Raw genomic sequence first — 21,884 nt, 5'->3', positions numbered from 1 at the left:
GATGGATGTCAGGGCTTTTGCTTTTACCCCCAACCCCCTGAAGGGGAGTTATAGGTAAAAAGTCCCCTTTAGGGGATTTATGGGTTAGAAGTTTTTACCAATCTTCTCCAGCATCTCTGCCGGGATTTTATGTACATCAACCACCAAGAAGCCATCTAAACAATCAGAGAATTTCGGATCGATGTTAAAACAGATGATTTTGGCATTCAGCGTCATATACTGACGCAACAATACTGGAATTTTAATGTGTGAGTTTTCAATATCGCCAATCAAACTGTCGAGATCCTTTAGCGAGTCGCTGTTTTCGATCAACAAGTCGGTATCAATTGGCGTCAAATCTGCCTTGAATTTGTTTCGAGGCTTTACATAATGGGCTAATTCGTAGTTGAAGTGGTTTTTGGTAATGTAATCTACAATCAGCGATTTAGAGAATTTGGAGAAGTTGTTGCTGATACTTACCGGTCCAAACATATAACGATATTTCGGGTTTTCTACCAGGTATTTCAAAATCCCTTTCCACAACAAGAAAAGCGGCAATGGTTTTTGCTGGTACTCTTTTCTGATCCACGAGCGTCCCAATTCAATTCCCTGTCTTAAAACAGGATAAAAAGGCTCCTTTATTTTGAAAAGTTCCGATAGGTAAAAACCTCTCCGGCCCATGGTATTCAAAATCTCATCGCCTTTGCCTATGCGGTAAGCCCCAACAATGGTCTGGGCATCCTTATCCCATATAAAAAGGTGGTTATAGTAAATGTCGTAATTGTCAAGGTCGATTTTTTTGTTGGTTCCTTCTCCAACTTCCCTAAAAGTGATCTCGCGGAGACGCCCAATTTCTCTTAATATATTCGGAATATTAGAAGTTGGCGTAATGTAAACCTCATAGTTTTTTTCTTCCCAAACCCTAAAATCTTCCAGTTTGGCCACTTCCTTTATAATTAAATTGCGGTCGGTTTCCTCAACGATCTGAGCAGGAACTTTCTTCCTTTTGAAAAGGTTAATGGGGTTGAAGAGCTTCTTTTCCTCTTCTAAACTGGTTCCAAGCGCATAAGTTCTCGCCCTTAAGAAATCAAGCAGCTTATTGGTATTGTTCTTATAGGAAATGTCTTCGATCTTGATGGGCTTGCCAATCCTCACTTTGATTTTCAGTCCCTGCTTGTTCAAGAATTCTGAAGGCAGTTTGGCCGTTCTTAGCGTAGGGTGGATGAAACTCAGGATATTAAACAAAATACCATTGTTGCCATGAAAATAGATTGGCACAACAGGCAGCTTGGCCCTGGCAATCAACTTCCCCACTACCGGATGCCAAAGCCTATCGGTAATTTCTTGGGTTTCTAAGTTAAAGGTAGATACCTCGCCTGCTGGAAAAATACCAATTGGAGTACCGCTCTGCAATAAATCGAAAGTGGCTTTCAGTCCGCTGATGCTCGAGGAGTGCTGTACGTTTTCGAAAGGATTAACCGCTACAAAAAACTCGCTCAGGTTAGGAATCTTCTTTAAAATAAAGTTCACCATTACCTTGGCTTCTGGCCTTACCGTACAAAGCAGCTTAACTAGCGCCAAGCCTTCTACACCACCATAAGGATGGTTGGCAATGGCAATAAAACCACCACTCTTGGGTATGTTTTTAAGGTCATCTTCATCAAAATCTATAGAAACACCAATGGTTTCTAAAATCTTGTCAACAAATTCAAGGCCTTCAAAATGTTCGTTTTTAGAGAAGACTTTATTGATGTCGTTCAGCTTCATCACTTCCATCAACAAAGCGGCCAAACCCGGTACTCCTAACTTATCTATCTTGGTTGCTTTTGCAAACTCTTTTGTGGTAATAATCTTCATCTGTAAGGAGAAATTAATTCATAAAGCAATCTCAAAAATAAGATTTATATTTATAGTACCTATCTTATCTATGAAAAATTGGTTAAATAAGTACTTTGGCTTTACAAAGCGAGAGTACAATGGCTTATTGTTTTTAATGGCCTTACTGCTGATATTGGCGGTGTTTCCGTATGTTTATAACCTCTTGCCTACCAGGCAAATGCCTTTGAGGGAACCTGAACTTTTGGCTATCCAAAAGCTGCAGTTGGTGAGCGATGAAGAACCCGATGCTTACAGCCGTTCAGACCGTCGCTATGCAAAAGATGTGCGAAATGAAAAATCAGCGCTCTTTCGTTTCAACCCCAATCAGATCGAGGCATCAGCTTGGCAGCGCTTGGGATTGTCGTCTAAACAGGCGCAAACTATTGTGAACTATCGCAACAAGGGGGGCAAGTTTTATAAGGTGGAAGACCTGCAGAAAATGTTCGTCATTTCTCCGGATATGTATGAAAAACTGAAGCCTTATGTGGTGATAGAAAACCGCGAATCCGAATTTGAAAACAAAAAGCAGTTTGATCAAAGCAAGGTTTTTGTACCTAAAAAAGAGTTGACGATTATCGAGATCAATATGGCCGATACGGCACAACTCGACGAAATCAAGGGCATAGGAGCGGCCTTCGCCAAGCGCATAGTTAAATACCGGGAAAGACTGGGAGGCTTTTACAAAAAGGAACAGCTACTGGAAGTTTTTGGTCTAGATAGCCTCAAATTTGAAGAAATTAAAAATCAGGTACGCGTTGATGCCAGCCAGCTCAAGAAAATAAACATCAATACGGCTGTTTTTGACGATCTTAAAAACCATCCTTACCTCAAATACAAACAGATCAATGCCATTATCCAATATAGAAAGCAGCACGGTGCCTATAAAGATGTGGAAGATTTGAAGAAAGTAGCTATCTTAACGCCTCAAAATATTCAGAACTTAGCACCTTATCTTACTTTCTAACATGCTTGAAGCAAAAATCAAACAGACCTTGCGCGATGTAGCCGATTTTCCGAAACCTGGAATTATTTTCAAAGACATTACTCCGGTACTCCATAACCCAGAATTGTGTGCCGAAATAACCGAAGCTTTGGCCACGCAGTTAAAAGGGGTACAGATAGATGTGGTTGCAGGCATAGAAAGCAGGGGTTTTTTGTTCGGCTTGGCTTTGTCGCAGGCGCTTAATGTGCCGTTTGTACCTATTCGAAAGGCAGGTAAATTACCTTATAAAACCGTTCGGCAATCTTATGACCTGGAATATGGCAGTGCTACGCTCGAAGTGCATGAAGATGCATTTAAGACCGGTCAAAATGTGTTGATCCACGACGATTTATTGGCAACCGGAGGGACGGTAGTTGCGGCTTCTAAACTGGTAGGCCAATTAGGTGCAAAAGTGACCGGCTATTCCTTTCTCATTAGCCTCGATTTCTTGAATGGCAGGGATCGCCTAACCAGCTTTTGTCCGCATGTTTTTTCTTTGGCCAAGTTCTAGGCTGAGCTCATTTTCTGGGTAAAATTGTAATATTGATGTCCTATTAGCGGAAACCTGAAATTTTTTTTAATTTTTTTTCAGGCAAACGTTTGCCTTGTTTTATAAAGCTGTGTTTAATAGGTTAAATAATTGAACCAAATACTAAATCATTCTACTTTTTATGCCCAGAAATTAAGTTGTGGGGTATATATTATTTGTTTAATATTGCCCTCAACCAAATATAAATCTTAAGAAACTGTTTAAATCAAAACGCCAATTTTAGGCAGAATTTAAACAGTTTCTTTTTTTAATCTACTACTTATATGCAAACGGGCTTTAGCTTTGAAATAGCAGAAAACCAAGACATGATCAGAAAGATGGTCAGCGATTTTGCCGAAAAAAACATTCGACAAAACGTAATGGAATGGGACGAAGCACAACATTTTCCAATAGAAATTTTTAAACAATTAGGCGAATTGGGCCTAATGGGTGTTTTAGTGCCCGAAGAATACGGTGGTTCTGGCTTCGGCTATCAAGAATATGTAGACGTAATTGTAGAAGTAGCGAAAGTTTGCGGCTCTATCGGCTTATCGCTGGCTGCGCACAACTCTTTATGTACCGGACACATCTTGGCATTTGCCAATGATGCCCAAAAACACAGGTGGCTGCCTAAATTGACTTCGGCCGAGTGGATAGGAGCTTGGGGCCTTACCGAAGCTAATACCGGTTCTGATGCCTTACGCATGCGTACCACGGCTGTGCTCGATGGCGACGAATATGTAATTAACGGTGCCAAAAACTGGATTACACATGGCAAATCTGGCGATGTGGCAGTTGTGATGGTGCGTACAGGAGAAGCAGGAAGTTCTAAAGGAATTTCGGCTATTGTGGTAGAGCGTGGCACGCCGGGATTTTCGGCAGGCAAAAAAGAAAATAAGCTGGGCATGCGCGCCTCTGAAACTACCGAGATGATTTTCGATAATTGCCGCGTGCCCAAAGAAAATTTGTTGGGCAATGAAGGCGATGGATTTAAACAGGCGATGAAAGTGTTGGATGGCGGCCGTATTTCTATTGCAGCCTTGTCTTTGGGTATTGCAAAAGGTGCCTATTTGGCCGCCTTAGCCTATGCGCAAGAACGTTATCAGTTTGGAGTGCCAATTTCGAGTTTCCAGGGCATTAGCTTTAAACTGGCCGATATGGCTACCGAAATCGAAGCGGCAGAATTACTGATCCGCCAAGCAGCTGATTTGAAGAACCGCCACCTGCCAATGACCAAAGAATCGGCAATGGCTAAATACTATGCGTCGGAAGTGGCTGTGAGATGCGCTACGGAAGCGGTGCAGATTTTTGGTGGCTATGGCTATACCAAAGATTTTCCGGTAGAAAAATACTATCGCGATAGCAAGCTTTGCACCATTGGCGAAGGAACTTCTGAAATACAGAAGATCGTTATTGCTAGAGAAATCATGAAATAAGAAACTATTAACTAACCATAATTACTAAACTGGAGGCCGTTTGCAAATGCAGACGGCCTTTTTTTGTTTTTCCGTGGTCTCGAAACCACAGATCGGGCAAGAAGATTTTCAATCGGGGGGTAACAAATCTTCATGGTCTTTGATATGATGTTAACAAACAAATGGCGAAAGCAGAAAAGCCTGAACAGAGTAAGCAAAAGACTTAATAACAAGACCATGAAAAAATTGACTTTAATTGTAGCATTGGCCGTTAGTGTAATGGCCTGCAAAAAAGATGGAACGAACTTAGGCAGCAATACGCTTAGCCTAAATGAATTTAATGCCAAGTTTTCGGTGCCTTCGCAAAGCTTTAACGGCAACGCCGGAACCGCATTTAGCATTACCGGAACAAAAGGCATCAAACTGGATTTTCCGGCAAATGCGTTTTTAGACGCCAGTGGCAATCCTGTTTCAGGAAACATCAAATTAACTCTAAAAGAGGTGTTGAGCAAAAGAGACATCATGCTATCGGGCAAAATGACTGAATCTAACGGGCAGTTGTTGGTGTCGGGTGGAGAGTTCCAGATCCTGGCTTCCCAAAACGGACAAGCACTCAAATTAAATCCAGCGAGTATTACGACCGTAAAGGTGCCTACTACATTGAGCACGCAGCCAATGAATTTATTTGTTTTTACCGGTACAACAGTATCTGATAGCACTTGGATTACCAATGATAAATTTAGGGTAACCACCTCGCCGAGCTATTATGAATTCTCGTTGCCAAACTTTGGATGGATAAACTGCGACTATTTTTACAGCACCCCCAATCCTAAAACCACCATTACTGCAAGCCCGGTTTATGCAGGTGTTACACCAAGTATCAAAGAACAAAAAGCGTATTTAATATTTGATAACCTAAACACAGTGATAGGATTGCCATTTGTGTTGGCCATCAACAAACATCAATCTTACCTTAACTCCATGCCAATTGGTTTAACGGGAAAATTGGTCATTATTTCTGTAGGAATGGACAATGTGATCTATTTTGGGCATACCAATTTTACGGTAAGCGCTGATATGCATATCAATGTGCCATTGGCAACGGCCAACCAGCAAACTATTGATGATTACTTGAGCACAATTAATTAATCAGATAGTCAGGTACGCGCTCTTTTAATGAAAAATCCCCATCCTGATTTTACGCTAGGATGGGGATTTCATGTATTAATGCATGCTCACAATACTATCTACTACGAACACGCTAAAGCCTCGCCAAGGCAAGGCGCCTTTGTATTCGCGGTAATGGACCTCGAAAGATTTGCCGCTGTTGGCCATCATCTTTTTGGCCACTTCCTCGTCGGAAACCGAAAATTCGAATTCGTTAGATTGCACGCTGCCTACTTGCTTCGATTTAATGCCGCTTTGTATGATTTTGCCTTCGTAGGTTTTAAAGACATAGCCTTTCTTTACAATGTAATTAAGGTCGCCAGATTTTACCCCTTCGCCAAAAACAAAGAAGTAGCGGTAATAGACAATGATGGCCAGCACCAAAATAACAATTGTAGAGGTAATGAGTATGAACTTTTTCTTGGTCGTCATGATTTATGTTTTAGGTAGCTAAATGTAGCAAATGCATAGCACAATTCATACCAAGATACAAAGCGGAAAGCTCACTTGAACCAATTGTGATGTGCCTAAGCTTCAATCAGCTATTCTAGGAGGCCGATCAAACAAAAAAGAAGACAAAAACTTTCTCGTTTTCAATAATTTACTTACATTTGCATCCCCTACATAAACAGGGCATTTAAAATCGACTGAGAGGAGGTATTTCACGTTATGATCATTATTAATATTAAAGACGGCGAATCATTAGATAAAGCGTTAAAACGTTTCAAGAAAAAGTTTGAAAAAACTGGTGTGTTAAGAGAACTACGTAGCCGTCAGGCATACGAGAAAAAATCTGTAACCCGTCGTACTGAAATTAAGCACGCTGTTTACATCCAAGGATTGAACCAAGAAGGAACGCTATAGTTTCTAATTGTTTAAGATATTAAACGCCTCCGATTTTTCGGGGGCGTTTTTTTTTGAAAAAAAATACTTGCGCTTGCTATTTTTTGTATATTCACCAATATCGAACCCTAAGCCTATGCTGGTGAGCAATTTCATCATCTATTTGCAGCACGAGAAGCGTTACTCTCCGCATACCATACAAGCCTATCAAACAGATTTGCTACAGTTTGAAGACTTTATGCAGAAGGAATTCGAATTAGGCCTCGCATCTGCACAAGCCACCCATATCAGAAGCTTTATGGTATACTTGCTCGACAACAAGATGGCAGAAAGCACCGTTAAGGCAAAACTATCAACCTTGAGAAGCTTCTATAAGCACCTGCTCAGGGAAAAGGCCATAAAGGCAAGTCCGATGGCTCTTATCAAATCGCCCAAAGTTCCCAAAAGGCTTCCGGTTTTTATTGAAGATGCCAAAATGGACGGCCTGTTAGATGGCAGAATAACCGAAACAGGAGAAAAGATTGAATACTTTGACGACAGCTTTGCAAGCCAGCGCGATAAACTGGTGCTCGAGCTGCTTTTTGGAACGGGCATGCGTTTGGCAGAATTACTGTCATTAAAAGAAAGCGACATCAACTATTATGAAAGTGCCATTAAAGTGCTGGGCAAGAGGAGCAAAGAGCGAATCATCCCGTTGCATGGCGCATTGTTGCAACAAGTGAAATCGTATGTAGACTTGAAGTTTTTGCAGAATTTTAATAACAAAAGCGAGGCATTAATCGTTACTCATCTAGGCGCAGCTGCCTATCCAAAATTGATCTACAGAATTGTTACCCGTTACTTGACATACATATCAACGCAAGACAAGAAAAGCCCCCATGTGCTGCGGCATTCGTTTGCCAGCAGCCTTTTAAACAAGGGCGCCGATCTTAATGCGATAAAAGAACTGTTGGGGCATGCAAGCCTGGCCGCTACCCAGGTGTATACGCACAACTCAATAGAGCGTTTAAAATCTATATATAAACAAGCCCATCCAAAGGCATAAAAAAGGAGGAAAAATGAAAATCAGAGTTCAATCCATTCATTTCAATGCAGACAAAAAGTTATTAGACTTTATCCAAAAGAAAGTAGACAAATTAGATCAGTTTTTTGATCAGATTATAGGTGGCGAGGTTTATTTGAAGCTAGAAAACGTTGAAGACGAAGAGAATAAGATAACGGAAATTAAATTAATGGTTCCAGGAATGACGCTCTTTGCCAAAGAGCAGTGCAAGTCTTTTGAAGAGGCTACTGATTTGGCTATCGAATCCCTGAAAAAACAAATCACTAAACATAAAGACAAAACTCGTGCAAAATTAAGTGAGCATAAAGCCATACTTAATGCAGATGAAGTATCTGATTATTAGACGGATATTTCCATATTGAATTTTAAAAGACTTTGGCGGGCCTTGTCCCGCCAAATTTTTTTTTCAAATATATTTTTTTCCGAAATTAATTTTTGTAGATTTGCATTCCATTTCGGAAAGGGCGTTTGTTTAAGCCGAGAGATGGAAGTTCTGTGAAAGATTAAAAAGATACAAAACACATCAATTATTTAGATTGGTGTACCGTATAAGCCTCCTTAGCTCAGCTGGTAGAGCAACTGACTTGTAATCAGTAGGTCATTGGTTCGATTCCGATAGGAGGCTCTTTTTATTTTAGGTCGTAGATTGGCGATTTTAGGTTGGAGCATTTCAATTCTGGGTCGAAAATCAGAAAATCGCAAATAAAAAGGGGGAGATACCAGAGTGGCCAAATGGGACAGACTGTAACTCTGTTGTCGCAAGACTTCGAAGGTTCGAATCCTTCTCTCCCCACCAAATTAGTTGGCAGTAGCACTTGCCGGTTCTCAGTTGATTAAACTGTGAGCTGAAAATTGCAAGCTGAAAACTGAAAAGCGGAAGTAGCTCAGTTGGTAGAGCGATAGCCTTCCAAGCTATAGGTCGCGAGTTCGAACCTCGTCTTCCGCTCTTTATTAAGAGTTGAGCAGTTGGCGGTTAAATAGTTGGCAGTTTGAACTGTAAACTGAATACTGAGAACTGAAAACTAAAAAGCCGAAGTAGCTCAGCGGTAGAGCACTTCCTTGGTAAGGAAGAGGTCGTGGGTTCAAGTCCCATCTTTGGCTCAAAAGATATAAATGCTTTGTTAAAACTGCTCAAAAAGCAGATTGAACAAGGTTTTTTGTGTTGAAAATTGTATCAAAGCAATAAATAAATAAAAAAAAGTTAACCTACTAATAAGTATAAAAAAATGGCAAAAGAAAAGTTTGACCGCAGTAAGCCGCACTTAAACATCGGTACTATCGGTCACGTTGACCACGGTAAAACAACCTTAACAGCAGCTATCACTAAAGTGTTATCTGATGCTGGTTTATCTGAGGCACGTTCATTTGATTCGATTGACTCTGCACCAGAGGAAAAAGAAAGAGGTATCACTATCAACACTGCTCACGTTGAGTATTCAACAGCTAACCGTCACTATGCACACGTTGACTGTCCAGGTCACGCGGATTATGTAAAAAACATGGTTACTGGTGCGGCTCAGATGGACGGTGCGATTATCGTGGTTGCTGCTACAGATGGTCCGATGCCACAAACTCGCGAGCACATCCTATTGGCTCGTCAGGTAGGTGTACCTTCATTGGTAGTATTCATGAACAAAGTGGATATGGTTGATGATCCAGAATTGTTAGAACTAGTAGAGATGGAAGTTCGTGAACTATTGTCGTTCTATGAATTCCCAGGTGATGATATTCCAGTTATCCAAGGTTCAGCTCTAGGTGGTTTGAACGGCGATCCTAAATGGGTTGGCAAAATCATGGAATTAATGGAAGCTGTAGATAGCTACATTCCAATTCCTCCACGTTTGACAGACCTTCCATTCTTGATGCCAGTTGAGGACGTATTCTCAATCACTGGTCGTGGTACAGTAGCAACTGGCCGTATCGAGCGTGGTCAAATCAACTCTGGTGATCCAGTAGAGATTTTGGGTATGGGTGCTGAGAACTTGAAATCAACTGTAACAGGTGTGGAAATGTTCCGTAAAATCCTTGATTATGGTGAAGCAGGTGATAATGTAGGTTTGTTGTTGCGTGGTATTGAGAAAACTGATATCCGTCGTGGTATGGTAATCTGTAAACCAGGTTCAGTAACTCCTCACACCGATTTCAAAGCTGAGATCTATGTATTGTCAAAAGCTGAAGGTGGTCGTCACACTCCATTCTTCAACAAATACCGTCCTCAGTTCTATTTCCGTACCACAGACGTAACTGGTGAGATTTCACTAGCTGAAGGTACTGAGATGGTAATGCCAGGTGATAACGTAACGATCACTGTAAAATTGATCAACGCTATCGCAATGGAAAAAGGTCTACGTTTCGCTATCCGTGAAGGTGGTAGAACAGTAGGTGCTGGTCAGGTAACTGAAATCCTTAAATAAGGATAAAACATAACAAACAACAATTAGCTAATTAGCAAATTCGCTGATTAGCTAATTGTGTCTACGGGAATAGTTCAATGGTAGAATAGAGGTCTCCAAAACCTTTGATCAGGGTTCGAATCCTTGTTCCCGTGCAAAACAATATGAGAATTAGCTAATTAGCTAATTAGCTGATTTTAATTTTTATAAATATGGCTGGTGTAGTTCAATTTATTAAAGAATCATACGAAGAAATGACCCAGAAGGTAACTTGGCCTACATGGGGAGAATTGCAAAATTCTGCAGTATTGGTTTTGGTGGCATCACTTATCATTGCCGTTGTGATCTTCGGTATGGATAAAGGTGCCAACTATCTATTAGAAACTTTTTATAATTCATTAAATTAAGGACACTAGATGAACGATCAGTTAAAGTGGTATGTAGTTAGAGCGGTAAGTGGCAAAGAAAAGAAAGTTAAACAATATATCGACTCTGAAATCAGCCGTTTAGGTTTTTCTCATCTGGTTCCTCAAGTATTGATCCCTATGGAGAAATACTACCAAATGAAGGAAGGAAAGAAAATTGCCAAAGAACGTAACTTTTACCCAGGCTATGTATTGATCGAGGCGATTTTAGACGGAGAGTTAGAACATATTATAAAAGGTATCAATAGTGTAATCGGATTTTTGGGCGACAAGGCCGGAAATCCTATTCCTATGCGCCAAGCTGAAGTTAACCGTATCTTGGGTAAGGTTGATGAAATGAGCCAACAAGGTGAAACAATGAACATCGCTTATTATGTAGGCGAGAACGTTAAAGTAATGGATGGCCCTTTCAACGGATTTACCGGAGTAATTGAAGAGGTTAACGAAGAGAAGAAAAAACTAAAAGTAATGGTTAAGATCTTCGGTCGTAAAACACCGTTGGAGCTTAACTATATGCAGGTAGAGAAAGAGTAAGAAGTAGCAAGATATTAGTATCAAGTAGCAAGAGGGAAATCTCCAGATGAATAAGCTTGATACCTGATACTTACTACTCGATACTACCAATAAAAATCTTAAATGTTACATGCTTCCAATATTTAACATTGAGTATTACAATTAACAAATCAGAAAATGGCAAAAGAAGTCGGTGCACTTGTTAAATTACAAATCAAAGGCGGAGCGGCAAATCCATCACCACCAGTAGGACCTGCATTGGGTGCTAAAGGTGTTAATATCATGGAATTTTGCAAGCAATTTAATGCTCGTACCCAAGATAAGCCAGGTAAAGTACTACCAGTTGTAATTACTGTATATGCTGACAAGTCTTTCGAATTCATCATCAAAACCCCTCCGGTTGCTATCCAATTATTGGAAGCTACTAAATTACAGAGCGGTTCTGCTGAGCCCAACCGTAAAAAAGTTGGTTCGGTGACTTGGGATCAAGTTAAGACAATTGCTGAAGATAAGATGAGCGATTTAAACGCTTTCACTATCGAATCTGCTATGAAGATGGTAGCGGGTACAGCACGCAGTATGGGAATCACCGTTAACGGTGACGCACCCTGGTCTAATTAATTAACCAAAAACAGTTTACAACAGTGGCTAAGTTAACAAAAAATCAAAAAAAGGCACACGCTAAACTAGAAGCCGGCAAAGTGTATTCTTTACAGGATGCAGCTGCTTTGGTAAAGGAGATTACAACAACTAAATTCGATGCATCAGTTGATATTGATGTGAGTTTAGGCGTTGATCCACGTAAAGCCAATCAAATGGTACGTGGTATTGCTACTTTGCCTCACGGTACAGGTAAAACTGTACGTGTTTTAGTGCTTTGTACTCCTGACAAGGAAGAAGAGGCTAAAGCAGCAGGCGCGGATTTCGTAGGATTAGACGAATATGTGGCCAAGATTGAAGGTGGTTGGACAGATGTTGACATTATTATCACTACTCCTGCTTGTATGGCAAAAGTAGGTAAACTGGGCCGTGTTTTAGGTCCACGTAACCTTATGCCAAACCCTAAGTCGGGTACAGTAACCAACGAAGTTGGTAAAGCTGTAACTGATGTAAAAGGCGGTAAGATTGATTTTAAAGTTGACAAAACTGGTATCATCCATGCTTCGATAGGAAAAGTATCATTCTCAGCAGAGAAAATATATGAAAATGCGTTAGAAGTACTTCAAACCATTTCAAAATTAAAGCCTTCTGCTGCAAAAGGAACTTATTTTAAAAGCATTCACGTGTCTTCTACAATGAGTCCTGGAATTGCAATCGAAACTAAATCAGTAGCGGGGATCTAATTATGAACAGAGAAGAAAAACAAGAAGTAGTTTTAGCTCTTCAAGAGAAAATGCAGGAGTTTGGCAATTTTTATATTGCTGATACCTCAAGCTTATCTGTTGAAAATGTAAATAACATCCGTCGCAAATGTTTCGAGAGCGGTATCGAAATGAAAGTTGCCAAAAATACCTTGATCAAAATTGCGATCGAAGGTTTAGATGGCGATGCATCTGAGATATTCCCAGCATTAAAAGGCCAGTCGGCTTTGTTGTTCTCTAAAGTAGGTAATGGTCCAGCCAAGCTGATCAAAGCCTTGAGAAAAACATCTGACAAGCCAGTGCTTAAAGCAGCTTATATCGAGTCGGCTATTTATGTTGGCGATAACCAATTAGATTCACTAATCAGCATCAAATCGAGAGAAGAGTTGATCGGAGATATCGTTGGTCTATTACAATCACCAGCTAAAAACGTGATCTCGGCATTGAAATCGAGCGGAGGCAAACTTGCAGGTATAGTTAAAACACTACAAGAAAGAGAAGGTTAACGAAAACCTTGAGAAATTTCGTTATAAATTAAATTATTAAGTAAAATTTTTAAAAATCTATAAAATGGCAGATTTAAAAGCGTTTGCTGAGCAATTAGTAAACTTAACAGTTAAAGAAGTTAATGAGTTAGCTCAAATCTTGAAAGACGAGTATGGTATTGAGCCTGCAGCAGCAGCTGTAGCTATCGCTGGTCCTGCGGCTGGTGGTGCTGATGCTCCTGCAGCTGAAGAAAAATCAACTTTCGATGTAATTTTGAAAGAAGCTGGTGGTCAAAAATTAGCAGTTGTTAAATTGGTAAAAGACTTAACTGGCTTAGGTTTGAAAGAAGCTAAAGATCTAGTTGACGGTGCACCTAAAGAATTGAAAGCTGGTGTTGCTAAAGACGAAGCTGAAGCTTTGAAAAAACAATTAGAAGAAGCTGGAGCTACAGTTGAGATTAAGTAATCACTTAATTTCAATAAACCTTTAAGAAAAGACTCCGACTATTTAGTCGGAGTCTATTCCTGTTTATGAACATTGCATCTTGTTTGGTTGATCAATGTTCCCGAAAGCAAACCAAACTAATAGTTTATTCTTAAACTAAATTAAATTTAGTCCCTTGGCAAATAAAGTCGACCAAAGAGTAAATTTTGCACGTAGTAAGCATATCATAGATTATCCAGATTTTCTGGATGTGCAGTTGCAATCATTTAGAGAATTTTTTCAGATCGAAACTACTTCAGATAACCGTCACACAGAAGGTTTATTTAAGGTATTTGCTGAAAATTTCCCGATTACAGATTCAAGAAACATCTTTGTCCTTGAATTCTTAGATTATTTTATTGACCCACCGCGTTATGACATTCCAGAATGTATTGATCGTGGGTTAACTTACAGTGTTCCGTTAAAAGCAAAGTTGAAGCTTTCTTGTAACGATGCAGAACACGAGGATTTTGAAACCATCATTCAGGATGTATACCTGGGAACCATACCTTATATGACTCCCAAAGGTACTTTCGTGATCAATGGCGCAGAGCGCGTTATCGTGTCTCAGTTGCACAGGTCACCAGGTGTGTTCTTCGGCCAAAGCCGCCACACCAACGGTACTAAATTGTATTCAGCCCGTGTGATTCCTTTCAAAGGTTCTTGGATCGAGTTCGCTACAGACGTTAACAACGTAATGTACGCGTATATCGACCGTAAGAAAAAGTTCCCGGTTACCACCTTGTTGCGTGCCATCGGTTACGATTCTGATAAAGACATCTTGGAGCTTTTCGATTTAGCTGACGAAGTAAAAGTGAGCAAATCTGGCTTGAAGAAATTTATCGGCCGTAAATTGGCTGCAAGGGTTTTAAGAAAATGGGTTGAGGATTTCGTAGATGAGGATACTGGTGAGGTGGTTTCGATTGACCGTAACGAAGTTATCTTAGATAGGGATACCGTTTTAGAAGACGACCATATCGATATGATCATTGATGCAGGCGTAAAAACTATTATCTTGTCAAAAGACGATGGTGCCTCTCAAGCTGATTATACCATTATATATAATACCTTACAAAAAGATACTTCAAACTCTGAAAAAGAGGCTGTTGAAAACATCTACCGTGCTTTGCGTAACGCAGAACCACCTGATGAGGAAACTGCAAGAGGTATCATCGAGCGTTTGTTCTTCTCGGATAAACGTTATGATTTGGGCGATGTAGGTAGATACCGCATCAACCGTAAGCTGAAAATGGATACGCCTGATGACGTGAAGGTATTAACCAAAGCAGATATCATTGCGATTGTTAAATATTTGATCAAATTAATCAACTCTAAAGAAGAGGTGGATGATATCGATCACTTGTCTAACCGTCGTGTTCGTACCGTTGGTGAGCAATTATACGCACAGTTCGGTGTAGGTTTGGCACGTATGGCCAGAACGATCCGCGAGCGTATGAACATTCGCGACAACGAGGTATTTACGCCAACAGATTTGATCAATGCCCGTACTTTATCGTCGGTTATCAATTCATTCTTTGGTACCAACCAGCTGTCGCAGTTCATGGACCAGACCAATCCTTTGGCAGAGATTACGCACAAGCGTCGTTTGTCGGCTTTAGGTCCAGGCGGTCTGTCACGTGAGCGTGCAGGTTTCGAGGTTCGTGACGTTCACTACACCCACTATGGTCGTTTGTGTACCATTGAAACACCAGAGGGACCAAACATCGGTTTGATTTCTTCTTTGTGTGTTCACGCGAAAATCAACAACTTAGGTTTCATCGAAACTCCTTATAAAAAAGTAGTAGAAGGTGTAGTAGCAGTTGATGAGGATGTAATCTACCTGTCTGCAGAAGACGAAGACGGAAAAACCATCGCGCAAGCCAATGCCGAGTATGATGATAAAGGTAACTTTACCACTCCTCGCGTTAAGGCACGTTACGAAGGTGACTTTCCGATTATCGAGCCTGAGAAATTAGACTTGATGGATATTGCACCAAACCAGATCACTTCTATCGCGGCTTCGTTAATTCCTTTCTTAGAGCATGATGATGCGAACAGGGCTTTGATGGGATCGAACATGCAGCGCCAAGCGGTGCCATTGTTGCGTCCAGAAGCTCCAATTGTTGGTACAGGTTTAGAAGGCCGCGTAGCCCGCGACTCAAGAACCCTAATCAATGCAGAAGGCGAGGGTGTAGTTGAATATGTAGATGCAAACGAAATCACCATCAAATATGTAAGAAACGAGTCAGATCGTTTGGTTTCATTTGAAGGCGATAGCAAAACATATAGATTAACCAAGTTCAAAAAAACCAACCAGAATACTTGTATCAACTTGAAGCCGATTGTTCAAAAAGGCCAAAAAGTAACCAAAGGACAAGTGCTTTGCGAGGGTTATGCAACCGAAAACGGAGAATTGGCATTGGGAAGAAACCTAAAAGTTGCTTTCATGCCTTGGCAGGGATATAACTTTGAGGATGCGATCGTAATCAACGAGCGTATTGTGAGAGATGATATCTTTACTTCTTTGCATATCGAAGAGTTTGAATTGGAAGTACGTGATACCAAACGTGGAGAAGAGGAATTAACACCAGATATCCCTAACGTATCAGAAGAAGCGACTAAAGATTTGGACGAAAACGGTATCATCCGTATCGGAGCCGAAGTGAAAGAAGGCGATATCCTAATTGGTAAGATTACACCAAAAGGAGAGTCGGATCCTTCACCAGAAGAGAAATTGCTTCGCGCTATCTTCGGTGATAAAGCCGGCGACGTAAAAGATGCTTCGTTAAAAACTCCACCTTCAATCAAAGGTGTGGTAATTGATACTAAATTGTTCTCAAGAGCTAAGAAAACCACTAAAGCAGAGGAAAAATCAGCAATTGAGAAACTAGATAAAAAATACAATTTAGCTGTAGAGAACCTAAAGAACGAGTTAGTTGACAAATTGTTCCAAATTGTAAATGGCAAAACATCGCAAGGTGTATTTAACGTATACAAAGAACTATTGGTAGCTAAAGGCGCTAAGTTTACCCAAAAGATTTTGGCCGACCTAGAGTATGCACACATCAATCCATACAAATGGACTACTGATGACGACAAAAATGACCAGATCAAAATGTTGTTGCATAACTACGGTATCCGTGTAAACGAAGAATTAGGTGCTTATAAACGCGATAAATTTGCAGTAAGCGTAGGTGACGAATTGCCTTCGGGAATTGTTCAAATGGCGAAAGTTTATGTAGCTAAAAAACGTAAGTTAAAAGTAGGTGATAAAATGGCAGGCCGTCACGGTAACAAGGGTATCGTTGCCCGTATCGTACGTGATGAGGATATGCCATTCCTTGACGACGGAACACCGGTTGATATCGTGTTGAACCCACTGGGTGTACCTTCACGTATGAACTTGGGCCAGATCTACGAAACCGTATTGGCATGGGCCGGTAAAGAATTGGGCGTTAAATTTGCAACTCCGATCTTTGATGGTGCCAAGCATGATGAGGTGGAAGACTGGATCTCTAAAGCAGGTATTCCGGCTTCAGGTAGAACTTACTTGAACAATGGTTTAACTGGCGAGAAATTCGATCAGCCAACTACAGTAGGTATTATCTATATGCTGAAACTAGGTCACATGGTTGATGATAAGATGCACGCACGTTCTATCGGACCATACTCATTAATTACACAGCAGCCATTGGGTGGTAAAGCCCAGTTCGGTGGTCAGCGTTTTGGTGAGATGGAGGTTTGGGCATTAGAGGCATTCGGTGCAGCTAACATCCTTCAAGAAATCCTGACTGTGAAGTCTGATGATGTAATTGGAAGGGCCAAAACTTACGAAGCCATTGTAAAAGGCGAAAACCTACCAACCCCAGGCGTACCAGAATCGTTCAACGTATTGGTACATGAGCTTCGTGGCTTAGGTTTGGATATTACGTTAGACTAAAGTGAAAAGTATAAAGTTGAAAGTTAAGTCATTGTGACACTTTCAACTTTTTAAACTTTGAACTTTCAACTTAAAAAAGCTATGTCTTACAAAAAGGATAATAAATTAAAAAGCAATTTCACCTCGATTACCATTAGCTTGGCATCGCCTGAGAATATCTTGGAGCGTTCGAGCGGTGAGGTGTTAAAACCTGAGACCATTAACTATCGTACCTACAAACCTGAACGTGATGGTTTGTTCTGCGAGCGTATCTTTGGTCCGGTAAAAGATTACGAATGCCACTGCGGTAAATACAAGCGTATCCGTTACAAAGGGATTGTTTGCGACCGTTGCGGTGTGGAGGTAACTGAGAAAAAAGTACGTAGAGAGCGTATGGGACACATCAATTTGGTGGTTCCTGTAGCGCATATCTGGTATTTCCGCTCATTGCCTAACAAAATCGGATACCTTTTAGGCTTGCCAACCAAAAGATTAGACCTGATCATTTACTACGAGCGTTATGTAGTAATCCAAGCTGGTTTAATGGCTGAGCAGGGAATCCAATACATGGATTTCTTAACCGAAGAAGAGTATTTAGACATTTTGGATAAATTGCCTAAGGAGAACCAATACCTTGACGATAAAGACCCTAATAAATTCGTTGCCAAAATGGGTGCCGAAGCATTAGAGGACTTATTGAAACGTATTGACTTGGATACTTTATCTTATGATTTACGTCACCAGGCAGCTAACGAAACTTCTCAGCAACGTAAAAACGAAGCTTTGAAACGTTTACAGGTTGTTGAAGCTTTCCGTGGTTCGCAAACTCGTATCGAGAACAACCCAGAGTGGATGATCATCAAGATCGTTCCGGTTATTCCGCCAGAGCTGCGTCCATTGGTGCCATTAGAAGGTGGCCGTTTCGCTACTTCAGATTTGAACGATTTATATCGTCGTGTAATTATCCGTAACAACCGTTTAAAACGTTTGATCGAGATCAAAGCACCTGAGGTAATCTTGCGTAACGAAAAACGTATGTTGCAGGAAGCTGTAGATTCGTTGTTCGATAACTCGCGTAAGGTAAATGCGGTTAAAACAGAAGGTAACCGTGCCTTGAAATCGCTTTCAGATATCTTGAAAGGTAAACAAGGCCGTTTCCGTCAGAACTTATTAGGTAAACGTGTAGATTATTCTGCCCGTTCGGTAATTGTTGTAGGTCCAAACCTTAAATTACACGAATGCGGTTTGCCAAAAGATATGGCTGCTGAATTATTCAAACCGTTCATCATTCGCAAGATGATTGAAAGAGGTGTGGTTAAAACAGTAAAATCAGCCAAAAAAATCGTAGATAGAAAAGATCCATTGGTATGGGATATCCTTGAAAACGTATTGAAAGGACACCCAGTATTGCTTAACCGTGCGCCTACGTTGCACAGATTGGGTATCCAGTCTTTCCAACCTAAATTGGTTGAAGGTAAAGCGATCCAATTGCACCCATTGGTATGTACAGCATTTAACGCGGATTTTGACGGTGACCAGATGGCAGTCCACTTACCATTGGGTAATGCTGCAATTTTGGAAGCCCAAGTACTAATGCTAGCTGCGCACAACATCTTGAACCCTGCTAACGGTACGCCGATTACAGTACCTTCGCAAGATATGGTTTTGGGTCTTTATTACATTACTAAAGGCCGCAGAACCGATGCATCTCGCGTAGTTAAAGGTCAGGATTCGTCATTCTATTCTCCAGAAGAGGTAATCATTGCCTACAACGAGAAAAAAGTTGATTTGCATGCTTTTATCAAGGTAAAAGTGAATGTAAAACAAGAGGATGGCACTATCGTTAACAAATTAACAGAAACTACTGTTGGTAGGGTATTGTTTAACCAATTGGTTCCAGAAGAAGTAGGGTATATCAACGAGCTATTAACCAAGAAATCTTTAAGGGATATCATTGGTGAAGTAGTAAAAATGACTGGTATGGCCCGTTCGGCAAGGTTCTTGGATGATATCAAAGAACTAGGTTTCCAAATGGCATTTAGAGGAGGTTTATCGTTCAACTTACAAGACGTAAACATTCCTGTAGAAAAACATGCGCTATTAGAACAAGCGGCAGGCGAAGTTGAAGAGGTAAGAAACAACTATAACATGGGTTTCATTACCAACAACGAGCGTTACAACCAAATTATCGATATCTGGACTCGTATCAACAACCGTTTAACTACGTTTGTAATGACCCAGTTAGCTAACGATAACCAAGGTTTCAACTCTGTTTACATGATGCTTGACTCTGGAGCCCGTGGTTCTAAAGAGCAGATCCGTCAGTTGGCAGGGATGAGGGGCTTGATGGCGAAACCGCAAAAATCAGGTTCAGGTGGCGAGATTATCGAGAACCCGATCTTATCAAACTTTAAAGAAGGACTATCGGTATTAGAGTACTTTATCTCTACCCACGGTGCCCGTAAAGGTTTGGCAGATACGGCCTTGAAAACGGCCGATGCTGGTTACTTGACTCGTCGTTTGCATGATGTTGCCCAAGATATGATCGTTAATGCTGCAGATTGCGGTACTTTGAGAGGTATGTATACTACAGCCTTGAAAGATAACGAGGATATTGTTGAGCCACTTTACGAAAGAATTTTAGGCCGTACTTCACTGCACGACGTATTTAACCCGCTAAACGGCGAGTTATTGGTAGGCGCGGGCGAAGATATCAACGAAGAGGTTGCCAAAGCGATCGAAGAATCTCCGTTAGAAGGCATCGAAATCCGTTCGGTATTAACCTGCGAAAACAAAAGAGGTGTTTGTGCCCTTTGCTATGGCCGTAACTTGGCCTCTGGTAAACGCGTTCAAACCGGTGAGGCTGTTGGTGTAATTGCGGCACAGTCAATCGGTGAGCCGGGTACACAGTTAACACTTCGTACCTTCCACGTGGGTGGTACCGCATCTAACATCGCGGCAGAATCTCAAATCAATGCCAAATTTGATGGTGTGATCGAGTTTGAAAACCTACGTACGGTTGAAACCGTAACTGAAGATGGTAAAACTGATATCGTTTTAGGTCGTTCAGGCGAGTTTAAAATTGTTGAACCAGGTACCAACAAGGTTATAGTAAGCAATAACATCCCTTACGGTGCATTCTTGTACGTAAAAGAAGGAGATACGATAGCCAAAGGCGATAAGATCTGCTCGTGGGATCCATATAACGCGGTAATTATCTCAGAATTTGCAGGTAAGATCGAGTTTGATGCGATTGTTGAAGGTGTAACCTTCCGCGAAGAATCAGATGAACAAACTGGTCACCGTGAAAAAGTGATTATCGATACCCGTGATAAAACCAAAAACCCGTCAATCCGTGTGGTTGATAAAAAAGGTGAACTCATTAGAGGTTATAACATTCCGGTAGGTGCACACATTTCGGTTGATGAGTCTGAAGCGATCCAACCAGGTCAAATCTTGGCTAAAATCCCTCGTGCTACTGGTAAAACCCGAGATATTACAGGTGGTTTGCCACGTGTAACCGAGTTGTTCGAAGCACGTAACCCATCAAACCCTGCGGTAGTAACCGAGATTGATGGTGTGGTAACCTTAGGTGGCGTTAAACGTGGTAACCGTGAGATGACTATCGAATCGAAAGATGGAGAAGTTAAAAAATATCTAGTACCATTGTCTAAACACATTTTGGTACAGGATAACGACTTTGTGAAAGCAGGTATGCCATTATCTGACGGATCAATTTCTCCAGCTGATATTCTAGCCATCAAAGGACCAGCTGCTGTACAAGAATACTTGGTAAATGGTATTCAAGAGGTTTACCGTTTGCAAGGTGTGAAAATCAACGATAAGCACTTTGAGGTAATTGTACACCAAATGATGCAGAAAGTACATATTGAAGATCCAGGAGATACCCGTTTCTTAGAAAACGACTCGGTAGATCGTTGGGACTTTATGGAAGAGAACGACGAAATCTACGACAAAAAAGTAGTAGTAGAAGCCGGAGACTCAACCGTAGTAAAACCAGGTCAGATCATTTCTCTACGTAGATTAAGAGACGAAAATTCTCAATTGAAACGTAAAGACTTGAACCAAATTGAAGTTCGCGATGCAAAACCTGCAACCGCAAGTTCAATTCTGCAAGGTATTACCCGTGCATCATTGGGAACCAAATCGTTCATCTCGGCTGCATCGTTCCAGGAAACTACTAAAGTACTGAACGAAGCTGCGATTGCAGGTAAACGTGATAACATGTTAGGCTTGAAAGAAAACGTAATTGTTGGTCACTTGATCCCTTCAGGTACCGGCGTACGTGGCTACGAGCGTATCATCGTAGGTTCGCAAGAAGAATACGATAAATTATTGGCTTCTAAACAAGAAGAAGTAGAGGCTTAGTAATTAGCATATTTCATCTAATCAAGTCCCTCCCTAACAGGAGGGACTTTTTTGTTCGG

At 41.0% G+C, this 21,884-nt stretch carries 18 protein-coding genes and 5 tRNA genes; 21 read left to right on the top strand and 2 right to left on the bottom strand.

Going from position 1 to position 21,884, the window contains the following annotated elements:
- Window positions 1–84: 84 nt before the first annotated feature.
- Entirely contained in the window at window positions 85–1,836 is a 1,752-nt protein-coding gene (locus tag AC570H_RS12360; protein WP_497355218.1) for a bifunctional lysophospholipid acyltransferase family protein/GNAT family N-acetyltransferase, read from the bottom strand.
- 70 nt (window positions 1,837–1,906) lie between these two features.
- Here AC570H_RS12360 and AC570H_RS12355 point away from each other — a divergent pair, with 70 nt between their 5' ends.
- The 4 genes from AC570H_RS12355 to AC570H_RS12340 all read left to right on the top strand — a co-directional run bounded on the left by AC570H_RS12355 (window position 1,907) and on the right by AC570H_RS12340 (window position 5,932).
- Window positions 1,907–2,821, top strand: coding sequence for a ComEA family DNA-binding protein (locus tag AC570H_RS12355; RefSeq protein WP_497355216.1), 915 nt, complete (start codon window positions 1,907–1,909; stop codon window positions 2,819–2,821).
- 1 nt (window position 2,822) lies between these two features.
- Entirely contained in the window at window positions 2,823–3,350 is a 528-nt protein-coding gene (locus tag AC570H_RS12350) for an adenine phosphoribosyltransferase (RefSeq protein WP_497355214.1), read from the top strand.
- A 302-nt stretch (window positions 3,351–3,652) separates the two neighbouring features.
- Window positions 3,653–4,804, top strand: coding sequence for an acyl-CoA dehydrogenase family protein (locus tag AC570H_RS12345; RefSeq protein WP_497355212.1), 1,152 nt, complete (start codon window positions 3,653–3,655; stop codon window positions 4,802–4,804).
- A gap of 216 nt (window positions 4,805–5,020) precedes the next feature.
- Window positions 5,021–5,932 (top strand): hypothetical protein, encoded by a 912-nt coding sequence (locus tag AC570H_RS12340; RefSeq protein ID WP_497355210.1) that lies wholly within the window; start codon window positions 5,021–5,023, stop codon window positions 5,930–5,932.
- Window positions 5,933–6,007: 75 nt separating this feature from the next.
- Here the strand turns inward: AC570H_RS12340 and AC570H_RS12335 are convergent, their stop codons facing one another.
- Complete coding sequence (locus AC570H_RS12335; RefSeq protein WP_497355208.1) at window positions 6,008–6,382, bottom strand: DUF8785 domain-containing protein; 375 nt, start codon at window positions 6,380–6,382, stop codon at window positions 6,008–6,010.
- A 237-nt stretch (window positions 6,383–6,619) separates the two neighbouring features.
- Between AC570H_RS12335 and rpsU the strand changes: the two genes are divergently transcribed.
- The 17 genes from rpsU (at window position 6,620) to rpoC (ending at window position 21,825) form a co-directional block, all read left to right on the top strand.
- Entirely contained in the window at window positions 6,620–6,814 is a 195-nt protein-coding gene (gene rpsU, locus AC570H_RS12330) for a 30S ribosomal protein S21 (RefSeq protein WP_199141706.1), read from the top strand.
- Between the two features lie 115 nt (window positions 6,815–6,929).
- Window positions 6,930–7,838: a tyrosine-type recombinase/integrase gene (locus AC570H_RS12325; RefSeq protein WP_497355206.1), complete on the top strand. Its 909-nt coding sequence runs from the start codon at window positions 6,930–6,932 to the stop codon at window positions 7,836–7,838.
- Between the two features lie 13 nt (window positions 7,839–7,851).
- Entirely contained in the window at window positions 7,852–8,199 is a 348-nt protein-coding gene (gene hpf / locus AC570H_RS12320; protein ID WP_497355204.1) for a ribosome hibernation-promoting factor, HPF/YfiA family, read from the top strand.
- 209 nt (window positions 8,200–8,408) lie between these two features.
- Window positions 8,409–8,481: transfer RNA gene (locus tag AC570H_RS12315), tRNA-Thr, on the top strand.
- 85 nt (window positions 8,482–8,566) lie between these two features.
- Window positions 8,567–8,652: transfer RNA gene (locus AC570H_RS12310), tRNA-Tyr, on the top strand.
- 77 nt (window positions 8,653–8,729) lie between these two features.
- A tRNA-Gly gene (locus AC570H_RS12305) sits at window positions 8,730–8,802 on the top strand.
- An 83-nt stretch (window positions 8,803–8,885) separates the two neighbouring features.
- Window positions 8,886–8,957 (top strand) — tRNA-Thr (locus AC570H_RS12300).
- Window positions 8,958–9,082: 125 nt separating this feature from the next.
- Entirely contained in the window at window positions 9,083–10,270 is a 1,188-nt protein-coding gene (tuf, locus tag AC570H_RS12295; RefSeq protein ID WP_497355202.1) for an elongation factor Tu, read from the top strand.
- Between the two features lie 63 nt (window positions 10,271–10,333).
- A tRNA-Trp gene (locus AC570H_RS12290) sits at window positions 10,334–10,404 on the top strand.
- Window positions 10,405–10,461: 57 nt separating this feature from the next.
- Window positions 10,462–10,656 (top strand): preprotein translocase subunit SecE, encoded by a 195-nt coding sequence (gene secE, locus AC570H_RS12285; protein ID WP_497355200.1) that lies wholly within the window; start codon window positions 10,462–10,464, stop codon window positions 10,654–10,656.
- A gap of 9 nt (window positions 10,657–10,665) precedes the next feature.
- Entirely contained in the window at window positions 10,666–11,208 is a 543-nt protein-coding gene (gene nusG, locus AC570H_RS12280; protein WP_055132257.1) for a transcription termination/antitermination protein NusG, read from the top strand.
- A gap of 156 nt (window positions 11,209–11,364) precedes the next feature.
- Window positions 11,365–11,808 (top strand): 50S ribosomal protein L11, encoded by a 444-nt coding sequence (gene rplK / locus AC570H_RS12275; RefSeq protein WP_497355197.1) that lies wholly within the window; start codon window positions 11,365–11,367, stop codon window positions 11,806–11,808.
- Window positions 11,809–11,831: 23 nt separating this feature from the next.
- The gene (gene rplA / locus AC570H_RS12270) at window positions 11,832–12,530 is read left to right on the top strand and encodes a 50S ribosomal protein L1 (RefSeq protein WP_497355195.1); all 699 of its coding nucleotides are present in this window, start codon (window positions 11,832–11,834) and stop codon (window positions 12,528–12,530) included.
- 2 nt (window positions 12,531–12,532) lie between these two features.
- Entirely contained in the window at window positions 12,533–13,054 is a 522-nt protein-coding gene (rplJ, locus tag AC570H_RS12265) for a 50S ribosomal protein L10 (protein ID WP_497355193.1), read from the top strand.
- 64 nt (window positions 13,055–13,118) lie between these two features.
- Window positions 13,119–13,499, top strand: coding sequence for a 50S ribosomal protein L7/L12 (gene rplL / locus AC570H_RS12260; protein ID WP_497355191.1), 381 nt, complete (start codon window positions 13,119–13,121; stop codon window positions 13,497–13,499).
- A gap of 154 nt (window positions 13,500–13,653) precedes the next feature.
- Window positions 13,654–17,457 (top strand): DNA-directed RNA polymerase subunit beta, encoded by a 3,804-nt coding sequence (rpoB, locus tag AC570H_RS12255; RefSeq protein WP_497355189.1) that lies wholly within the window; start codon window positions 13,654–13,656, stop codon window positions 17,455–17,457.
- 81 nt (window positions 17,458–17,538) lie between these two features.
- A complete protein-coding gene (rpoC, locus tag AC570H_RS12250) occupies window positions 17,539–21,825 on the top strand; it encodes a DNA-directed RNA polymerase subunit beta' (protein ID WP_497355187.1) in 4,287 nt (1,428 codons plus the stop codon).
- Window positions 21,826–21,884 lie beyond the last annotated feature (59 nt).

It is taken from the genome of Pedobacter sp. B4419 (assembly GCF_059693725.1).
This window is presented reverse-complemented; position numbering and strand designations above follow the sequence as displayed.

Excerpts from the sequence above, each read along its gene's own strand:
- AC570H_RS12350 (WP_497355214.1), top strand. The coding sequence starts at position 2,823 with ATGCTTGAAGCAAAAATCAAACAGACCTTGCGCGATGTAGCCGATTTT.
- AC570H_RS12355 (WP_497355216.1), top strand. The coding sequence starts at position 1,907 with ATGAAAAATTGGTTAAATAAGTACTTTGGCTTTACAAAGCGAGAGTAC.
- rplK (WP_497355197.1), top strand. The coding sequence starts at position 11,365 with ATGGCAAAAGAAGTCGGTGCACTTGTTAAATTACAAATCAAAGGCGGA.
- secE (WP_497355200.1), top strand. The coding sequence starts at position 10,462 with ATGGCTGGTGTAGTTCAATTTATTAAAGAATCATACGAAGAAATGACC.
- nusG (WP_055132257.1), top strand. The coding sequence starts at position 10,666 with ATGAACGATCAGTTAAAGTGGTATGTAGTTAGAGCGGTAAGTGGCAAA.
- AC570H_RS12340 (WP_497355210.1), top strand. The coding sequence starts at position 5,021 with ATGAAAAAATTGACTTTAATTGTAGCATTGGCCGTTAGTGTAATGGCC.
- tuf (WP_497355202.1), top strand. The coding sequence starts at position 9,083 with ATGGCAAAAGAAAAGTTTGACCGCAGTAAGCCGCACTTAAACATCGGT.
- rplL (WP_497355191.1), top strand. The coding sequence starts at position 13,119 with ATGGCAGATTTAAAAGCGTTTGCTGAGCAATTAGTAAACTTAACAGTT.
- rpsU (WP_199141706.1), top strand. The coding sequence starts at position 6,620 with ATGATCATTATTAATATTAAAGACGGCGAATCATTAGATAAAGCGTTA.
- AC570H_RS12345 (WP_497355212.1), top strand. The coding sequence starts at position 3,653 with ATGCAAACGGGCTTTAGCTTTGAAATAGCAGAAAACCAAGACATGATC.
- AC570H_RS12360 (WP_497355218.1), bottom strand. The coding sequence starts at position 1,836 with ATGAAGATTATTACCACAAAAGAGTTTGCAAAAGCAACCAAGATAGAT.
- rplJ (WP_497355193.1), top strand. The coding sequence starts at position 12,533 with ATGAACAGAGAAGAAAAACAAGAAGTAGTTTTAGCTCTTCAAGAGAAA.
- rpoC (WP_497355187.1), top strand. The coding sequence starts at position 17,539 with ATGTCTTACAAAAAGGATAATAAATTAAAAAGCAATTTCACCTCGATT.
- AC570H_RS12335 (WP_497355208.1), bottom strand. The coding sequence starts at position 6,382 with ATGACGACCAAGAAAAAGTTCATACTCATTACCTCTACAATTGTTATT.
- AC570H_RS12325 (WP_497355206.1), top strand. The coding sequence starts at position 6,930 with ATGCTGGTGAGCAATTTCATCATCTATTTGCAGCACGAGAAGCGTTAC.
- hpf (WP_497355204.1), top strand. The coding sequence starts at position 7,852 with ATGAAAATCAGAGTTCAATCCATTCATTTCAATGCAGACAAAAAGTTA.